Origin of the sequence: Bradyrhizobium sp. B025, assembly GCF_042257955.1 — a bacterium.
Lineage (GTDB): Bacteria > Pseudomonadota > Alphaproteobacteria > Rhizobiales > Xanthobacteraceae > Bradyrhizobium > Bradyrhizobium diazoefficiens.
In genome coordinates this window covers 7027482-7044828 of sequence record NZ_CP170150.1, presented here as the reverse complement: position 1 = coordinate 7044828, position 17347 = coordinate 7027482, and the positions used below count along the sequence as shown (strand labels likewise).

15 protein-coding genes and 1 pseudogene are annotated in these 17347 nt (G+C 64.8%); 13 read left to right on the top strand and 3 right to left on the bottom strand.

Annotated elements, in window-relative coordinates:
* Window positions 1-61: 61 nt before the first annotated feature.
* Window positions 62-1561 (bottom strand): sigma-54 dependent transcriptional regulator, encoded by a 1500-nt coding sequence (locus tag ACE10W_RS33190; protein WP_011089866.1) that lies wholly within the window; start codon window positions 1559-1561, stop codon window positions 62-64.
* A gap of 127 nt (window positions 1562-1688) precedes the next feature.
* Between ACE10W_RS33190 and ACE10W_RS33185 the strand changes: the two genes are divergently transcribed.
* The 12 genes from ACE10W_RS33185 (at window position 1689) to ACE10W_RS33130 (ending at window position 15085) form a co-directional block, all read left to right on the top strand.
* Complete coding sequence (locus ACE10W_RS33185) at window positions 1689-3656, top strand: M3 family oligoendopeptidase (RefSeq protein ID WP_011089865.1); 1968 nt, start codon at window positions 1689-1691, stop codon at window positions 3654-3656.
* 149 nt (window positions 3657-3805) lie between these two features.
* Window positions 3806-6772 (top strand): cell division protein, encoded by a 2967-nt coding sequence (locus tag ACE10W_RS33180; RefSeq protein WP_304548246.1) that lies wholly within the window; start codon window positions 3806-3808, stop codon window positions 6770-6772.
* A gap of 141 nt (window positions 6773-6913) precedes the next feature.
* Window positions 6914-7066: an aa3-type cytochrome c oxidase subunit IV gene (locus ACE10W_RS33175; protein ID WP_008136857.1), complete on the top strand. Its 153-nt coding sequence runs from the start codon at window positions 6914-6916 to the stop codon at window positions 7064-7066.
* A gap of 137 nt (window positions 7067-7203) precedes the next feature.
* On the top strand, window positions 7204-8331 hold the full coding sequence (locus ACE10W_RS33170) for a Re/Si-specific NAD(P)(+) transhydrogenase subunit alpha (protein ID WP_304548245.1): 1128 nt from the start codon (window positions 7204-7206) through the stop codon (window positions 8329-8331).
* A gap of 11 nt (window positions 8332-8342) precedes the next feature.
* A complete protein-coding gene (locus tag ACE10W_RS33165; protein WP_011089862.1) occupies window positions 8343-8660 on the top strand; it encodes a proton-translocating transhydrogenase family protein in 318 nt (105 codons plus the stop codon).
* Window positions 8661-8699: 39 nt separating this feature from the next.
* Window positions 8700-10097: an NAD(P)(+) transhydrogenase (Re/Si-specific) subunit beta gene (locus ACE10W_RS33160; protein WP_011089861.1), complete on the top strand. Its 1398-nt coding sequence runs from the start codon at window positions 8700-8702 to the stop codon at window positions 10095-10097.
* 19 nt (window positions 10098-10116) lie between these two features.
* Complete coding sequence (locus ACE10W_RS33155) at window positions 10117-10287, top strand: hypothetical protein (RefSeq protein WP_165448174.1); 171 nt, start codon at window positions 10117-10119, stop codon at window positions 10285-10287.
* Between the two features lie 22 nt (window positions 10288-10309).
* Window positions 10310-11107: an alpha/beta hydrolase gene (locus ACE10W_RS33150; RefSeq protein ID WP_304548244.1), complete on the top strand. Its 798-nt coding sequence runs from the start codon at window positions 10310-10312 to the stop codon at window positions 11105-11107.
* A gap of 10 nt (window positions 11108-11117) precedes the next feature.
* Window positions 11118-12539 (top strand): sodium:proton antiporter, encoded by a 1422-nt coding sequence (locus tag ACE10W_RS33145; RefSeq protein WP_375762440.1) that lies wholly within the window; start codon window positions 11118-11120, stop codon window positions 12537-12539.
* A gap of 49 nt (window positions 12540-12588) precedes the next feature.
* Entirely contained in the window at window positions 12589-13686 is a 1098-nt protein-coding gene (locus ACE10W_RS33140; RefSeq protein WP_011089858.1) for a calcium:proton antiporter, read from the top strand.
* Window positions 13687-13776: 90 nt separating this feature from the next.
* Window positions 13777-14061, top strand: coding sequence for a cupin domain-containing protein (locus tag ACE10W_RS33135; protein ID WP_028173024.1), 285 nt, complete (start codon window positions 13777-13779; stop codon window positions 14059-14061).
* A 94-nt stretch (window positions 14062-14155) separates the two neighbouring features.
* A complete protein-coding gene (locus tag ACE10W_RS33130) occupies window positions 14156-15085 on the top strand; it encodes a hypothetical protein (RefSeq protein ID WP_304548241.1) in 930 nt (309 codons plus the stop codon).
* A gap of 21 nt (window positions 15086-15106) precedes the next feature.
* Here the strand turns inward: ACE10W_RS33130 and ACE10W_RS33125 are convergent.
* Both ACE10W_RS33125 and rpsU read right to left on the bottom strand, forming a co-directional pair.
* Window positions 15107-15756, bottom strand: a pseudogene (locus ACE10W_RS33125) (tetratricopeptide repeat protein).
* A 237-nt stretch (window positions 15757-15993) separates the two neighbouring features.
* A complete protein-coding gene (gene rpsU, locus ACE10W_RS33120) occupies window positions 15994-16290 on the bottom strand; it encodes a 30S ribosomal protein S21 (RefSeq protein ID WP_011089854.1) in 297 nt (98 codons plus the stop codon).
* A 261-nt stretch (window positions 16291-16551) separates the two neighbouring features.
* Between rpsU and aqpZ the strand changes: the two genes are divergently transcribed.
* Entirely contained in the window at window positions 16552-17274 is a 723-nt protein-coding gene (aqpZ, locus tag ACE10W_RS33115; RefSeq protein WP_028173027.1) for an aquaporin Z, read from the top strand.
* Window positions 17275-17347 lie beyond the last annotated feature (73 nt).

Genomic DNA, 17347 nt, shown 5'->3' with positions numbered 1-17347 from the left:
CGTCATGCGAACGGCTTACAGTCGCCTCGCGCCGTCGCGCGAACCTCCGTTCGCATGAGGCTCAGTGCGTCTCCTCGCCGCTTTTCCCGCCATGTCCGGGAACCCCGGCCTCGTCGAGTTTTCGGTAGAGCGTGGACCGGCCGATTTTGAGGCGGCGGGCGACCTCGGACATCTGCCCGCGGTAATGCGAGATCGCGAAGCGGATGATCTCGTTCTCCATGTCCTCCAGAGGGCGGACGTCGCCGGTCGCGGTCAGCATGGGAAGAGTTCCCACCGAGGGGAGCGGCGCAATCGGTATTTCGCTACCCGACGACACAACGGAAGGCGCCGCGATCGGTTCGAGCATCAGCGGCGCGGTCGGAATCTCGGTTGCGGGATACGGCTGCGAGGCGAGCAGCGGGAAATCGCCAAGGCCAAGCTGGTCGCCCTCGCTCATCACCACGGCGCGGTACACCGCATTTTCGAGCTGGCGGATGTTGCCCGGCCAGTCGAGCTGGGCGAGATGCGCCACGGCCTCGCCGCTGATGCCGGTGATGGTGCGGTTCTCCTCGGCGGCAAAGCGCGCCAGGAAATGCCGGAGCAGATGCGGGATGTCCTCGCGCCGGGTCCGCAACGAGGGGATCGTCAGCGGCAGCACGTGCAGGCGATAGAACAGGTCTTCGCGGAAATGTCCCTGCTTCACCCGTTCCAGCAGCCTGCGATTAGTTGCCGAGATGATGCGGACGTCGACCTTCACCGGCTTGCGGCCGCCGACGGCCTCGACCGCGCCTTCCTGGAGCGCGCGCAGCAGCTTGACCTGCGCAGCCAGCGGCAGCTCGCTGACCTCGTCCAGAAACAGCGTGCCGCCGTGGGCCTCGACGAACTTGCCGGTGTGGCGTTCGGTGGCGCCGGTGAAGGCGCCCTTCTCGTGGCCGAACAGGATGGACTCGACGAGGTTGTCGGGGATCGCGCCGCAATTGACCGCGACGAACGGCTTGGCCTTGCGCTCGCCGCTGCCATGGATGGCGCGCGCGAACATCTCCTTGCCGACGCCGGACTCGCCCTCGATCAGCACCGGGATCGAGGAGTTCGCCGCCTTCTGCGCGGTGCGCATCACGCCGGCCATCGCCTCGGCGCGGGTGATGATGTCGGAGAAGGTCAGCCGGCCCTCGCGGCTGTGACGGATGCGCTGTAGTTCGCCCTTCAGCGCGGAGGCGTTGAGCGCGTTGCGAAGCGAGACCTGGAGCCGCTCCATGCCGACCGGCTTGACCACGAAATCAGCAGCACCGGCGCGCATCGCCGAGATCACGTTGTCGATGCCGCCGTGGGCGGTCTGCACGATGACGGGCACGCTGAGGCCGGCTTCGCGGATCTTCGCCAGTACGCCCATGCCGTCGAGGCCGGGCATCACGAGATCGAGGATGACGCCGTCGATAGCGGGTGCATCGGGGGCGGTGAGGGCGGCGATCGCGGCATCGCCGGAGTCCACGACGACCGTCTCATAGCCGCATTTCTGCACCATGTTCTCGATCAGCCGGCGGGCTACAGCGTCGTCGTCGGCGATCAAAATACTGGCAGCCATGGTGTTCCCCGCACGCTACTACTATCTGTCTCGAATCGGGGCACTCTGGCCGAAGCCGATTAACGCACTCTTAAACCTTGATGCCCCCGCCCGCCGTCGCGCTTGTTGAACACAGGTTTCCCACAAAATGAATTCGCGCTCCAAGTCCGCTCTCGGAAAGTCTGCCTTGAAGAAGCCCGCTCCCAGCAAACCCGCTCTCCGCAAGCCGAACACCAGGACATCCGCCGCCAAGAAAGCCATCGTCAAGGCAAAGCCCTCCAAGTCGTCACTCGCCAAGTCTTCACTCGCCAAGTCTTCACTAGCCAAGCCTGCGAGCAAGACCGGCAGGCTTCCGGAATGGAACCTCGCCGATCTCTATTCCGGGATCGACGCGCCGGAAGTGGCGCGCGATCTCGAAAGGATGGATGCCGATTGCGTCGCGTTCGAGACCGACTACAAAGGCAAGCTCGCGACAGGGACAGCAAATGAAGATGGCGGAAAATGGCTCGCCGAGGCCGTGCGACGCTATGAGGCGATCGACGATCTCGCCGGCCGTCTCGGCTCCTATGCCGGTCTCGTCCATGCCGGCGACAGCGTTGATCCCAAGATTTCAAAGTTTTACGGCGATGTCTCCGAGCGGCTGACGGCGGCGTCCACCCATCTTCTGTTCTTCGCGCTCGAGCTCAATCGTGTCGATGACGATATTTTGACCCGTGCGATGCAGGCGCCGGAGCTCGCACATTACCGTCCCTGGATCGAGGATCTGCGCAAGGAGAAGCCCTATCAGCTCGACGACAAGCTCGAGCAGCTTTTCCTGGAGAAGGCGCAGACCGGCTATTCCGCCTTCAACCGGCTGTTCGACCAGACCATCTCCGGCCTGCGCTTCAAGGTCGGGCCTAAGGAGCTCGCGATCGAGCCGACGCTCAATTTGTTGCAGGACCGCGACGGCGCCAAGCGCAAAACCGCGGCGGAGGCGCTGGCGAAGACCTTCAAGGCCAATGAGCGCACTTTCGCGCTGATCACCAACACGCTGGCCAAGGACAAGGACATCTCCGACCGCTGGCGCGGCTTCAAGGACGTCGCGGATTCCCGCCACCTGAACAACCGCGTCGAGCGCGAGGTGGTGGATGCGCTGGTGGCCTCGGTGCGCGCGGCCTATCCAAAGCTGTCGCATCGCTATTACGCGCTGAAGGCAAAGTGGTTCGGCAAGAAGCGGCTGGCCTATTGGGACCGCAACGCGCCGCTGCCGTTTGCGGCGACGGACGTCATCGGCTGGCCTGATGCGCGCAACATGGTGCTGACGGCCTATCGCGGCTTCTCGCCCAAAATGGCCGACATCGCCGAGCGCTTCTTCACCGACCGCTGGATCGACGCGCCGGTGCGTCCGGGCAAGGCGCCGGGCGCGTTCTCGCATCCGACCACGCCGTCGGCGCACCCCTACGTGCTGATGAACTACCAGGGCAAGCCGCGCGACGTGATGACGCTCGCCCACGAGCTCGGCCATGGCGTGCATCAGGTGCTGGCGGCCAAGAACGGCGCGCTGATGGCGCCGACGCCGCTGACGCTGGCGGAGACCGCGAGCGTGTTCGGCGAGATGCTGACCTTCAGGCGGCTCCTGGCGCAGACCAAGAGCGCCAGGCAGCGCCAGGCGCTGCTCGCCGGCAAGGTCGAGGACATGATCAACACCGTGGTCCGGCAGATCGCCTTCTATTCCTTCGAGCGCGCGGTCCACACCGAGCGCAAGAACGGCGAGCTCACCGCGACGCGGCTCGGCGAGATCTGGCTGTCGGTGCAGGGCGAGAGCCTGGGGCCGGCGATCGAGATCAAGGCCGGCTACGAGAACTACTGGATGTACATTCCGCACTTCATCCATTCGCCGTTCTACGTCTATGCCTATGCCTTCGGCGATTGTCTGGTGAACTCGCTCTACGCGGTCTACGAGAACGCGGCCGAGGGCTTTGCCGAGCGCTATCTCGATATGCTCGCCGCCGGCGGCACCAAGCACTATTCCGAGCTGCTGCGGCCGTTCGGGCTCGATGCCAAGGATCCCAAATTCTGGGACGGCGGCCTTTCGGTCATTGCCGGGATGATCGACGAGCTGGAGGCGATGGGCTGAGGCGTCGGGCGCGCGGGCGCCTGGCCGCCTCGGGTTCCCGCGCCGGCGTTGAACGTTCGCGCCGGAGGCGAGACTAATCCTGTAGATACTTGATGTATTTTTTCAACTCTTGATTGCCGATCGCTTTTTGTTGCTCGGGAGAGGCTCGCATGCCCGACCAGGGACAGGTCCCGCGACCTGGCGCAGCACGGAACGCCGCAGCCTTCGAGGAGGAAACGCCCTGGTGCGAGAAGCATCAGCAGATCGTGCGCGACGAGATCGAGGCCATCAACACGCGCCGCGAGGAGGCGCGGCAAATCGACCCCGACGGTATCGTCGCCTGCCAGATGCTCGACGTCGTCGGGCTCGCCTTGTCGGGCGGCGGCATCCGCTCCTCGGCCATGTGTCTCGGCGTGCTCCAGGCCCTGAACCACCACGATTTGATCGGACGGATCGACTATCTCTCCACCGTATCGGGCGGCGGCTACATCGGCACCTCGCTCAGCACGACCATGACGGTGACAGGCCGTTTCGTGTTCGGCGAGCGGCCGACCGGGGAAACCGTGACCGCCAGCGAGATCAGCGACACGCCGTCGGTCGGGCACATCAGGAATTATTCCAACTACCTGGTCCCGGCCGGCTTCCGCGATCTCCTGACCGGGATTGCGATCGTGGCGCGCGGCCTGATCGCCAATATCGGGCTGACGCTGCCGGCGGTGCTGCTGCTCGCCGCCGTTACCATCTGGTCGACCCCGCTGCGGAGCTGCCTGACGGTCGCGAACTTCTTCGGTGTCGATCTTGCCGACGGCGCTTCGCCGCAATGTGAGCTGCACCATTTCGGCTGGATCGCGGACCGTTTCGGTTTCGCCGCCATCGGCGCGATCTTTGCGCTGGTGCTGCTTGCCTGCGGTGGAATTGCCTATCTGCTCTCACGCGCGGAACGGGGCATCGGCCCAACCGTCTTCCTGACCTATGCCGCGGGCATCGCGTTCCTGCTTGGCATCGCGTGCGACTTCGCCCGCGTCCTTCAGATCAGGAATTTCGCGCTGACGCTGGCAACGGCGATCATCGGCATCGGCCTGTTCTTCGGCTGGGCGCTCAAGCAGTCGTTTGCAAGTCCCGAGAACCGCCAGGAGTTTCGCTCGCATTGGCCGACCGCCGGCGCGACCTTCCTGGTGCTGCTTGCCGTGATCGCGTTCTTCGAGTTCCAGCCCTTCATGCTGTTGCAGATGTTCGATGTCGTCGACAGCAACACGATCGGCGGGCCGGTCGGCGGCGTCGCCGTCACCTGGATCAAATCGCTCGCCGCGATCGCCGCGCCGATCGGCATATTCGTCACGGCCTTCAGGCAGCAATTCGCCGAATTCCTGAAGGGCAACAGCGTATCCTCGCAATGGGGCTCGCTGGTGCTCGCGATCATCGCCAAGGTCGCGCTGTGGATCGCCGGATTGGCGCTGCCGCTGATCATCTGGGTCGCCTATCTCTATCTGTCCTATTGGGGCATCGCCAACGATCCGATCGAAAAATGCCAGGCGCCTCTGACCGTTATTGCGCAGAAGGGCTGTCTCGCCGCCAACAAATCGACTGTGCCCGCGTCGGCAAACCTGTCGGGCAAGATCGAGTTCGACGCGGCTGCCGGCACCCTCTCGGCTGAGATCACGCCAAAAGCTGCCGCAGCGACGGCGACGACGGACTGGTTGACGCCGGTATCCCACGTTCCGGCGTGGCTCGCATTTGCCGCGGGCAATGTCGCAAGACAATTCGATTGGACGGATCGAGGCTCCGGCTACGCGCACAGCCTGCCCGTGGTGATCCTGTACACGCTCGTCGGCATGCTGCTGTTTGCGATCTCCTGGTCCCTGACACCGAATGCGAATTCGCTGCACCGCCTGTACCGCGATCGGCTGAGCAAGGCTTTCCTGTTCGACCCCGGCCGCTCGGCAGACGGCAATATCGCGCGCGCCGAGGCGAGCCTCGACCAGGGGCGCGATTTCAAGCCGCTCGATCGCATGAAGTTGAGCGAGCTTTTCGTGGTCGCGGACGACGGTGCCACGACGACCGATCGGCCGGCCGCGCCGAAGCTGCGGGCGCCCTATCATCTCATCAACACGGCGCTCAACATCCAGGGATCGGACTTCGCCAACCGGCGCGGCCGCAATGCGGACTTCTTCGTCTTCTCGCCGCTCTATGTCGGCAGCGAGGCGACGCGCTACGCCAGGACTCCGGCGGTCGAGCGTCTCGAGCAAAGCCTCGACCTCGCCACCGCCATGGCGATCTCCGGGGCGGCGGCGTCGTCGAATATGGGCTCGAACTCGATCAAGGCGCTGACGCCGACGCTCGCGCTGTTGAACGTGCGGCTGGGCTACTGGCTGAGCAACCCGCGCTATGTCGAGGCCACAGCCCGGCCGCAGCGCCGCTCCACGCCGCTGTTCCTGTGGTCGGAAATCTCGGGCCGTCTCTACGAGAACAGCGACGGCGTTTATCTCACCGACGGCGGCCACATCGAAAATCTCGGCGTCTACGAGCTGCTGCGCCGGCGCTGCAAGGTGATCGTCGCGGTCGACGCGGAAGCCGACGCGCCTATGAATTTCTCCTCGTTGATGAAGCTGCAGCGCTATGCCCGCATCGACCTCGGGGTCCGGATCGATCTGCCCTGGACGCCGATCCGTGACCGCACCCGCGCCATCATGGCGGAGAACGCCGACAGGAAGTCCGCACCAGCGTCCTCCGACGCCCCGGACGAGGCTCCGCACGTCCACGTGGCGATCGGCAGCATCGACTATGGCGGCGATGACAAGGGCTATCTCGTCTATATCAAGTCCTCGCTCTCCAGCGACGAGAACGACTACATCCGCGACTATGCGCGGCGGAACGACACCTTCCCCCACGAGACCACCGGCGATCAGTTCTTCTCGGAGGAGCAGTTCGAGGTCTATCGCGCGCTGGGGTTCCACATGACCCATGGCTTCCTGGCCGGCGACCATTCCGTGGCGGTCGGTCCCGGTACGGATCCGCGCATGGCGCGATTTACCGAGGCGGGCGAGAAGGCGATCGACGCGGTCCGCGCGGCGCTCGGTCTTCCGGAGCCACGGCGACCGACCGTGAGTGTCACCGCCACGATGATCGATCAGGGCTGAGCGGCGCGAGAGCCCGAATTCCCGGCAATCGGAATTCCAAATGACCTGATTTGCGGGAAAACCGCGCTTGCCTGCCGTTGCCCTGCCCGAAAGATTAAGGTATCCCAGCCCCAGAATTCGACTTTCGACTGGGGACAATCCATGGCTGACCATAGCGAAGTGGCGTACACCACTGCCGACGGCAACGACTACGTTGCCCACGAGCAGACCTATGAGGGCTTCATCAAGCTGGTGAAATACGGCACGGCCTCGGTCGCGCTCATCGTGATCCTGATGGCGATCTTCCTCACCTGATCCATCGTCTGCCGCACCGACAGCGCCGTCGGTGCCCATAAAATTTGCATTCAAACCGGTGCCAAAACCGGTATCCAACGTTGCGGGAGTGACGCTAAGTTTGCGTGCGCGCTTTTTCCCGCGCCGCCGGAGGGCCTATGAAGATCGCCGTTGCCAAGGAAATCGATCCGTCGGAGCCGCGCGTTGCCGCTTCGCCTGATACGGTGAAGAAGTTCAAAGCGCTCGGCGCCGAGATCGCCGTCGAGCCGGGCGCCGGCCTCAAGTCGGGGCTGCCGGACTCCGAATTCACCGCCGTGGGTGCCACCGTCAGCACTGACGCGCTGAAGGACGCCGACATCATCATCAAGGTGAAGCGCCCCGAGGCATCGGAGCTTGCGCAATACAAGCGCGGGGCGCTCGTTATCGCCATCATGGATCCGTACGGTAACGATGCCGCGCTGAAGGCGATGGCCGATGCCGGCGTTTCCGCCTTCGCGATGGAATTGATGCCGCGCATCACGCGCGCGCAGGTGATGGACGTGCTGTCCTCGCAGGCCAACCTCGCCGGCTACCGCGCCGTGATCGAGGGCGCCGAAGCCTTCGGCCGCGCCTTCCCGATGATGATGACCGCCGCCGGCACCGTGCCCGCCGCGAAAGTGTTCGTGATGGGCGTCGGCGTCGCCGGCCTCCAGGCGATCGCGACCGCGCGCCGCCTCGGCGCCATCGTCACTGCGACCGACGTACGGCCCGCGACGAAAGAGCAGGTGGAATCGCTCGGCGCCAAGTTCCTCGCCGTCGAGGACGAGGAGTTCAAGAACGCGCAGACCGCGGGCGGCTACGCCAAGGAAATGTCCAAGGAGTACCAGGCCAAGCAGGCCGCGCTCACCGCCGAGCACATCAAGAAGCAGGACATCGTGATCACCACGGCGCTGATTCCGGGCCGGCCGGCGCCCATGCTCGTCTCAGGCGAGATGGTCAAGTCGATGAAGCCGGGTTCGGTGCTGGTCGATCTCGCCGTCGAGCGCGGCGGCAATGTCGAAGGCGCCAGGGCCGGTGAGGTCGTCGACCTCGATGGCATCAAGATCGTCGGCTACACCAATGTCGCAGGCCGCGTCGCGGCCTCGGCCTCCAGCCTCTACGCGCGCAATCTGTTCTCCTTCATCGAGACCATGGTCGACAAGAAGGAGAAGAAGCTCGCCGTGAATTGGGACGACGAACTCGTCAAGGCGACCGCGCTGACCAAGGACGGCGCTGTCATCCACCCGAACTTCCAGCCGAAGGTCTAAGGAGAGCCGCCATGGAGCATGCAGCACAGGTCGTCGACCCCTTCGTCTTCCGGCTGTCGATCTTCGTTCTCGCCGTCTTCGTCGGCTATTTCGTGGTGTGGTCGGTGACGCCGGCGCTGCATACGCCGCTGATGAGCGTGACCAACGCGATCTCCTCGGTGATCGTGGTCGGTGCGCTGCTCGCCGGCGGCGTCGCGAACGTCTCGAGCGGCTCGGGCTGGGCACGCGCCTTCGGCTTCGTGGCGCTGATCTTCGCCTGCGTGAACATCTTCGGCGGCTTCCTTGTCACCCAGCGCATGCTGGCGATGTACAAGAAGAAGTCGAAGTAAGCGGCCACCTCGGGCTGAAGGGATCAATGGGGACCTGAGATGAACGCCAATCTCTCTGCATTCTTGTATCTCGTGGCGGGGGTGCTGTTCATCCTGTCGCTGCGGGGATTGTCGAGCCCGGCCTCTTCGCGCCAGGGCAATTTGTTCGGCATGATCGGCATGGCGATCGCGGTCGCCACCACGCTCGCCAACCATCCGCCGGCTGACGGCCTGGCCTGGGTGCTGGTCATCGTCGGCATCGCCATCGGCGGCGCCATCGGCGCGGTCATCGCGCGCCGCGTGCCGATGACCTCGATGCCGGAACTGGTCGCTGCCTTCCACTCGCTGGTCGGCATGGCCGCGGTGCTGGTCGCTGCCGGCGCGTTCTACGCGCCTGAAGCCTTCGACATTGGCACGCCCGGCAACATCCATGGCCAGAGCCTCGTTGAAATGTCGCTCGGCGTCGCCATCGGCGCGCTGACCTTCACCGGTTCGGTGATCGCGTTCCTGAAGCTGTCCGCGCGGATGAGCGGTGCGCCGATCATCTTGCCGTTCCGTCACATCATCAACATCGCGCTCGCCGTGGCGCTGGTGTTCTTCATCGTCGGTCTCGTGCTGACCGGCAGCGCGTTCGACTTCTGGATGATCGTTATCCTCGCGTTGGCGCTCGGCGTGCTCATGATCATCCCGATCGGCGGCGCCGACATGCCGGTCGTGATCTCGATGCTGAACTCCTACTCCGGTTGGGCCGCGGCTGGTATCGGCTTCACCCTCGGCAACTCCGCGCTGATCATCACCGGCGCGCTGGTCGGCTCCTCCGGTGCGATCCTGTCCTACATCATGTGCCACGCGATGAACCGGTCCTTCATCTCGGTCATCCTCGGCGGCTTCGGCGGCGAGACGGCTGCCGCCGGCGGCGGCACCGGCGAGCAGAAGCCCGCCAAGCTCGGCTCGGCGGATGACGCGGCCTTCATCATGAAGAACGCCTCCAAGGTCATCATCGTGCCCGGCTACGGCATGGCGGTGGCGCAGGCCCAGCACGCGCTGCGCGAAATGGCCGACATGCTGAAGAAGGAAGGCGTCGAGGTGAAATACGCCATTCACCCCGTGGCCGGCCGCATGCCCGGCCACATGAACGTGCTGCTGGCCGAAGCCAACGTGCCCTATGACGAGGTGTTCGAGCTCGAGGACATCAACTCCGAGTTCGCGCAGGCCGATATCGCCTTCGTGATCGGCGCCAACGACGTCACCAACCCGGCGGCCGAAGAGGACAAGACCTCCCCGATCTACGGCATGCCCGTGCTCCAGGTCTGGAAGGCCGGCACCGTGATGTTCATCAAGCGCTCGCTCGCCTCGGGCTATGCCGGCATCGACAATCCGCTGTTCTACCGCGACAACACCATGATGCTGCTCGGCGACGCCAAGAAGGTCACCGAGAACATCGTCAAGGCGATGTAGCCCGCGAGGGAAGCGGATCGTGGCCATCAACAAGGAATGGCACCGGTCCCATCGCATGCCACCCAAAGCGACGCGCGAGCAGCGCGTCAAATGGCACGCCGCGCATGCGGCGGCGTGCGGCTGCCGCGACGTTCCCGCGAGCATCCGGCTCGACGTCATGAAATTGCTGCGGAGCCGGCGCAAGCCCTGAGCCGGAGACCGGCCGCATCATCATGACCATCGTCAAGTGGATCGCCATCCTGCTCGCGGCCGTCTATTGCGCCGGTCTCGTCGTGCTGTATGTCCGGCAGCGCGAGATGCTGTTTCCGATCCCACCCGTCGGTCGCACCGCTCCGGATGCCGCCGGCCTGCCCGAGGCGGAAGAGCACGTCCTGACCACGTCCGATGCCGAGAAAGTCATCGCCTGGCACGTGCCGGCCAGGCCCGGCCGCCCCGTGATTCTGTATTTTCCGGGCAACGGCGATTTTCTCGCGGGCGGCGTCAGCCGCTTCAAGGCGATGACCGCCGACGGCACCGGCCTCGTCGCGCTGTCCTATCGCGGCTATGCCGGCTCCTCCGGCGCGCCGAGCGAGGAGGGCCTGCTGCGCGATGCCGCGGCCGCCTACGCCTTCACGACGGCGCGCTACGCGGCGGAACGAATCGTCTCCTGGGGCTTTTCGCTCGGAACGGGCGTTGCGGTCGCCATCGCCTCCGAACATCCGGTCCGCAAACTGGTCCTGGAGGCGCCGTACACTTCGACGGTCGAGGTCGCCGCCTCGCTGTTCCGCTTCGCTCCGGTCCGCCTCCTGATGCGCGATCAGTTTCGCTCCGACGAGCGAATTGCGCGCGTCACGGTGCCGCTATTGGTGATGCATGGCACCAATGACCTTGCCATTCCGATCGTGTTCGGAGAGCGTCTGTTCGCGCTCGCGCATGAACCGAAGCAGTTCGTTCGCTTTGCGGGCGGCGGACACGACAATCTTGATGCTTTCGGTGCGATTGAAACAGCAAAGCGCTTCATTGCTTCCTAGACGGCTCGTGATGCTGCGCGGCGGCCTGTCCGTCGCTGCGATCCTCGCGCTGTTGCCGCAGCAGGCATGGGCCGCGACGGAACTCGACGGCGCGGCGATGCGCTGGCCCTATGCACTGCCCTTTGCCGGTCTCCTGCTGTCGATCGCGCTCGGGCCGCTGCTGTTTGCAAAGTTCTGGCACCACCATTACGGCAAGATCGCCGCAGCCTGGTCACTGCTGGCGCTCGGCTCGCTGGTCTGGCTCGCAGGAGGCATGGCGACGCTGGCCGTACTCGTCCATGCCATGCTCGCCGAATATCTCGGCTTCATCGTGCTCCTGTTCTCGCTCTATGTCGTGGCCGGTGGCATTCTCATCATGGGTGACATCAGGGGCACGCCGGCGGCGAATGCCGGCATCCTCGCGCTCGGCACGCTGATGGCGAGCGTCGTCGGCACCACCGGGGCGGCGATGATCCTGATCCGCCCCCTGATCCGGGCCAACCGGCCGCGGCGCCGCAACGCTCATGTCGTCATCTTCTTCATCATCCTGGTCGCCAATGTCGGCGGCGCGCTGAGCCCGCTCGGCGATCCCCCGCTGTTCGTCGGCTTCCTGCACGGCGTCGACTTCTTCTGGACCACGCGGAACATCTGGCTGCAGACGACGATCGTTGCCGGATTGTTGCTGGCGATCTTCGTCGTCATCGACGTCTGGCGCTTCCGTAGCGAGCCGTTGCAGGAAGACGCGGGCCCCGCGAAGCCGCTGCGGATTCGCGGCCTCGTCAACCTCGTGCTGATTGCAGCCATCGTCGCGAGCCTGCTGGCCTCGGCGATGTGGAAGCCCGGCATTGCCTTCGACATTCTCGGAACCAGGCTGGAGCTGGAAGACATCGCCCGCAACGTGGCACTGCTGGCCATTGCGGCGCTGTCGGTATGGCTGACGCCGGACGAGCACAGGCAGGCCAACGGCTTCACCTGGGAGCCGATCCGCGAAGTCGCAAAGCTGTTCGCGGGCATCTTTGTCGCCATCATCCCGGTCATTGCCATGCTCGATGCCGGGCACCACGGCGCCTTCGCCTGGCTTTTGTCCGCCGTCACGGCACCGGACGGAACGCCGCGCGAGGTCGCCTATTTCTGGTTCACGGGTGTGATGTCGGCGTTCCTCGACAATGCGCCGACCTATCTGCTGTTCTTCGAGCTCGCCGGCGGCGACCCGCAGGTGCTGATGCATGCGCTCTCGGGCACGCTCGCCTCCATCTCCATGGGCGCGGTCTACATGGGGGCGCTCACCTATATCGGCAATGCGCCGAACTTCATGGTCGCCAGCATCGCCCGCGAAAACGGCGTCGAGATGCCGAGCTTCTTCGGCTATCTCCTGCGCGCCGGCGCCGTGCTGATCCCGCTGTTCCTGCTGCTGACCGTCCTGCCGGTCGCACCACTCCTGCACTGGCATTGAATCTGCCGGCCGATTTGCTACTGCTCGGATCTACAACTGGAGCTGGTGGATGAGCGCGCATAATCCGATGCCACGGTCGGCCTGGATCTTCCCGGCGCTGGCCGTGCTGTTGTTTGCGGCCGTCAGTGCGACGGGCTACGTCTTCACGCTCTCGCTGGGCGGGCTCGTCTTCGCCATCGTCCTTCTGGTCATCCTGTTCGGCACGGTGTTCGCCGCCGTTCATCATGCCGAAGTGATCGCCGAACGGGTCGGCGAGCCCTATGGCACGCTGGTGCTGACGCTCTCGGTGACCATCATCGAGGTGGCCCTGATCACCACGATCATGCTGGGCGACAAGCCGGCGCCGGAACTGGCGCGCGACACCGTGTTCGCCGTGGTCATGATCGTCTGCAACGGTCTCGTCGGGCTCTGCATCTTTATCGGCGGCCTGCGCTATCGCGAGCAGGGTTTTCAGCTCTCCGGGGCCAACGTCTATCTCAGCGTCCTGTTCGCGCTCGCGACCATCACGCTGATCATGCCGAATTACACGACCACCACGCCGGGCCCGGTCTATTCGGCGGTTCAGCTCGGCTTCGTCGACGTGGTGACGCTCGCGCTCTACGCGGTGTTTCTCTACACCCAGACCGTCCTGCACAAGGACTACTTCGTTCATGAACGGGCGGAGGGCGAGGGCGGGGAGGCGCACCCGTCGGCCGGGGCGCTCGCGCTCACCGTGGGGCTGCTCCTGGTCTCGCTCCTGGCAGTCGTGCTGCTGGCCAAGAAATTCTCGCTCGTGGTCGATGCCGTCGCCGCCAGGATCGGCGCGCCGCCGGCCTTTGCCGGCCTTCTGGTCGCGCTCCTGATCCTGATGCCCGAAGGTGTCTCGGCCATTGCGGCGGCCCGCAAGAACGATCTCCAGAAGAGCATCAACCTCGCCCTCGGCTCCTCGCTGGCGACCATCGGTCTCACCATCCCGGCCGTCGGCATCGCTACCTACGCCTTCGACAAGGAGCTCGAACTCGGCCTCAGCGCCCAGGGCAGCGTCCTTTTGCTCCTGACCTTCTTTTTGAGCATGCTGACCTTCGGCACGGGCAGGACCAATGTCCTGTTCGGGCTGGTCCATATGGTGGTATTTGCCGTCTACGTGTTCATGGTTTTCGTGCCCTGAAGCGCGGTCGCGCTTCTGGTTATTGTTTGAGCATGGTCTTTCCGGAAAACCGCCCCACACTTTTCCGGATCATGCCTGAAGGAGTTCCCGATGCTTGCCGCCAAGTCCGAGGTTCAGATCGACAACGAAGAGGTCCGGGTGACCGAATGGCGGCTCGCCCCGGGCAGCGCGACCGGGCATCACACCCACGGGATGGACTATGTGATTGTTCCCATCGTCGCCGGCGAAATGACCATCGTGGCCCCCGGCGGCGAGCGTTCCAAGGCGCAGCTTGCGGCCGGAAAATCCTACTTCCGCAAAGCCGGCGTCCAACACGACGTACTTAACGAAACCTCAACTGAGATCGTGTTCCTTGAGATCGAGCTGAAGCTGTAAGTCCGGCGTTACCGTTTGCCATCGATCCGTCGCAGTTGATCCCTTACAATGCCCCAAAGTTCCCGCATCAGATCGCGCGGGGAGTGGCCGAGAAATGCTGAAATACCTCGCTAAAATCTCGATGGATATTTTCCCCTCGGTGCTCGCGACGATCATCGGGGCGTACATCGTTAATCACTACATCAACGCCAAGCCGGCGGCCGATACCCCTACGGCCGTGGTGGCACCCGCCGAGGCTGGCAAGAACGGCAAGCCCGCCGACGTCGCCAACCTGCCGGCGCCCGGCGTCAAGGCCAAGGGTGTCTCCGAAAAGAGCGTTTCCGAAAAGACTGCGACGGACAAGACTGCGACGGACAAGACTGCGACGGACAAGGCTGCGGCCGAGAAGCCCGCCGACAAGCCTGAGACCAAGGCTGCGGACGTCGCTCCCGCCGACACCACCTCGCATGGCCGCCCCCCGGCGCGCGAGAAAGCGGCCGCGAAGTCGATCCCGGCAGCTACCGCCCCGGTGGTGGAGGCCAATTCTGCGCCGGCCGCGGCGTCCCCGGCTGCGGCCCCCGACGCCAACGATCTGGCGCGTGCCGCCATCGAGCGTCTTCGCAAGTCGCCTGAGGGCAAGGCTGCCGAAGCCAAAGCCGCCGAGACCAAGCCGGTCGAGCGGACCCCCGAGCCCGCGGTGCGCGAGGCCACCCGCGTCCCCGAGGCCCCGCGTGTCGCCACGACGGAGCCGTCCGCGGTCCGTCCGCTGCCGCCGCCGATCACCGTGTCCACGCCCTCGCCCGAGCCGTATGGCAATGGCGGTTCGTCGCCGTCCTACACGGCCTCGGTCGGCAATGACGACCCGAATCGGATCACGCCGCCGGCTGACATTCCCGTGCCGGTGATCGCGCCTCCGCTCGATCTGCGTGCCGATGCCGGTGTGTCCGTGCCGCGGCCGAAGAAGACCAATGTCGCCGACGAGATGCTGTCCGGCGTCAAGTCGATGTTCCACGCCGTTCTGCCGAAGAGCGCCACCCCCGACTAAGACGGCCCTTGCGCCGCCCTGTCAGCCGCCGACGCGGGCGAGGCCGCTGCGGGCGGTATCGTCGCGTGGACGAAGTGCGACCGCCTTGGTGTAGGACGCTGCCGCCTTGGCCTTGTCACCCAGCCGCTCATAGGCCTGCCCGCGCGCGGTCCAGACCTGGGCATTGTGCGGATCGGCCTCGGAAGCCTCGTCGAGATCGGCCGTAGCCTCCTTGATCTTGCCTAGGGCGAGATGGCTGATGGCGCGGCCGAGCAGGGGCTCGGCCTTTTGCGGGTTGAGCCCGCTCGCGGCGGTGAAATCGGCGACGGCGAAATCGTGCTGGTTGTTGCCCTGGTAGATCAGCGCGCGACCATACAGCGCCTGCGCGTTGTAGGGATCGAGCCCGACCGCGCGATTGAATTCGTCGAGCGCTGCTGCCGTCTCGCCTGACTTGGCCAGGGCTTGGGCCTTTGCGGTGTGGGTCTGGGCCTCAGTGACGTTGCCGGGCTGACCGCGCTCTCGGTGGCGGCCGCCGCCTTGGGGGCCTCCTGCGGCTTTTCCTTCTCCGGCATCAGCGATCCCAGATCGAAGGAGCAGCCGCATAGTGCGATCCCCATCAAGGCCAGTGCGAACGGTTGCTGCCAGATCTGGCGCAGTCGCGCCAAGCCACGCTCGGGGAAAGGGGAGGCCATCTACGGTTCGCTCGCGCTAGAGCATGATCCGGACCCGAAGGGCCGCGTCAGCGCAAAGTGTGCCGCGGTTTTCCGAAAAAATCATGCTCAAACAACAATCTAAAGCGCGACGACCAACCTCGTCGCGCTTTAGCGCCGCATCGGTAGTGCCCCGTCCCAGAAAGGCACCGCTCACAAACAATAACGCGGGCCAGCGGCCCGCGTTATCGAAAGCTGAGGTCTTACAAATTCGGCAAATCAGCGCGGTCCGCGCGGACCAGCACCCGGGCCGCCACGGCCGCCGCGCTCACCACCGGCGCCAGCGCCGAACACCGGCTTCGGCTTCATCGGCAGCAGGCCTTCACGCTGGAGCTTCTTGCGGGCCAGCTTGCGCGCGCGGCGCACGGCTTCGGCCTTTTCGCGGGCCTTCTTCTCAGAGGGCTTTTCGTAGTGACCGCGGAGCTTCATCTCGCGGAAAATACCCTCGCGCTGCATCTTCTTCTTCAGCGCCTTGAGGGCTTGATCGACATTGTTATCGCGAACGAGAACCTGCACGCGGCATCCTCTTCAGTGGATCGGATTTGAATTCTGGTAAGTCAAAGGGGATGGCAAAACGCACAAGCCCTTAGCCTTGAGCGCGCGGATGTATCAGACAAAACCCTGGATGTCCACCAGCCAAGCGGGTTTTCGGGCCAAGTTCAGCCATTAAATGGGGCGAAAATACCTCTGTGCGGCCCCGATTTGGGAGATTTGGTGCCTTTGGCGGGGCGGCGACCGGAGCTTTGTTCCGGAAACTTTGAAATGAGGGGACGACACATGGATATGAAGAAATATGCTGCCGAGGCCATCGGCACCTTTTGGCTCACATTCGCAGGTTGTGGCAGCGCGGTGATCGCGGCCGGTTTCCCGCAGGTCGGAATCGGCCTGGTCGGCGTGTCCCTGGCTTTCGGCTTAAGCGTCGTCACCATGGCCTACGCGATCGGTCACATCTCGGGCTGTCATCTCAATCCGGCCGTCACGGTCGGCCTTGCCGCCGGCGGGCGCTTTCCGGCCGGACAGATCCTGCCTTACGTGATTGCGCAGGTCTGCGGTGCGATCGTTGCCGCCGAACTGCTCTACATCATCGCCAGCGGCGCCCCAGGCTTCGACGTCACCAAGGGCTTCGCGTCGAACGGATACGACGCGCATTCGCCCGGCCAGTACAGCATGATGGTCTGCTTCCTCACCGAGGTGGTGATGACCATGATGTTCCTGTTCATCATCATGGGTGCCACCCATGGCCGCGCGCCCGCGGGCTTCGCGCCGCTCGCGATCGGGCTTGCGCTGGTGATGATCCATCTCGTCAGCATTCCCGTCACCAACACGTCGGTGAACCCGGCGCGCAGCACGGGCCCCGCGCTGTTCGTCGGCGGCTGGGCGATGGCGCAGCTCTGGCTGTTCTGGGTCGCGCCACTGATCGGCGGCGCGCTTGGCGGGGTGATCTATCGCTGGCTCAGCGAGGAGCCCACCGGCGTCGTCGCAGGCGCGAAGGCGGCCTAGAGCGTTTTCGAGCGAAGTGGATACCGGTTCGCATCAAGACAACGCGTCAAAACAAAATCCAGTCGGCAGAGGA

Excerpts from the sequence above, each read along its gene's own strand:
- ACE10W_RS33130 (WP_304548241.1), top strand. The coding sequence starts at position 14,156 with ATGCTGAAATACCTCGCTAAAATCTCGATGGATATTTTCCCCTCGGTG.
- ACE10W_RS33185 (WP_011089865.1), top strand. The coding sequence starts at position 1,689 with ATGAATTCGCGCTCCAAGTCCGCTCTCGGAAAGTCTGCCTTGAAGAAG.
- ACE10W_RS33150 (WP_304548244.1), top strand. The coding sequence starts at position 10,310 with ATGACCATCGTCAAGTGGATCGCCATCCTGCTCGCGGCCGTCTATTGC.
- ACE10W_RS33165 (WP_011089862.1), top strand. The coding sequence starts at position 8,343 with ATGGAGCATGCAGCACAGGTCGTCGACCCCTTCGTCTTCCGGCTGTCG.
- ACE10W_RS33190 (WP_011089866.1), bottom strand. The coding sequence starts at position 1,561 with ATGGCTGCCAGTATTTTGATCGCCGACGACGACGCTGTAGCCCGCCGG.
- ACE10W_RS33140 (WP_011089858.1), top strand. The coding sequence starts at position 12,589 with ATGAGCGCGCATAATCCGATGCCACGGTCGGCCTGGATCTTCCCGGCG.
- ACE10W_RS33135 (WP_028173024.1), top strand. The coding sequence starts at position 13,777 with ATGCTTGCCGCCAAGTCCGAGGTTCAGATCGACAACGAAGAGGTCCGG.
- ACE10W_RS33160 (WP_011089861.1), top strand. The coding sequence starts at position 8,700 with ATGAACGCCAATCTCTCTGCATTCTTGTATCTCGTGGCGGGGGTGCTG.
- ACE10W_RS33180 (WP_304548246.1), top strand. The coding sequence starts at position 3,806 with ATGCCCGACCAGGGACAGGTCCCGCGACCTGGCGCAGCACGGAACGCC.
- ACE10W_RS33145 (WP_375762440.1), top strand. The coding sequence starts at position 11,118 with ATGCTGCGCGGCGGCCTGTCCGTCGCTGCGATCCTCGCGCTGTTGCCG.
- ACE10W_RS33170 (WP_304548245.1), top strand. The coding sequence starts at position 7,204 with ATGAAGATCGCCGTTGCCAAGGAAATCGATCCGTCGGAGCCGCGCGTT.
- ACE10W_RS33175 (WP_008136857.1), top strand. The coding sequence starts at position 6,914 with ATGGCTGACCATAGCGAAGTGGCGTACACCACTGCCGACGGCAACGAC.
- aqpZ (WP_028173027.1), top strand. The coding sequence starts at position 16,552 with ATGGATATGAAGAAATATGCTGCCGAGGCCATCGGCACCTTTTGGCTC.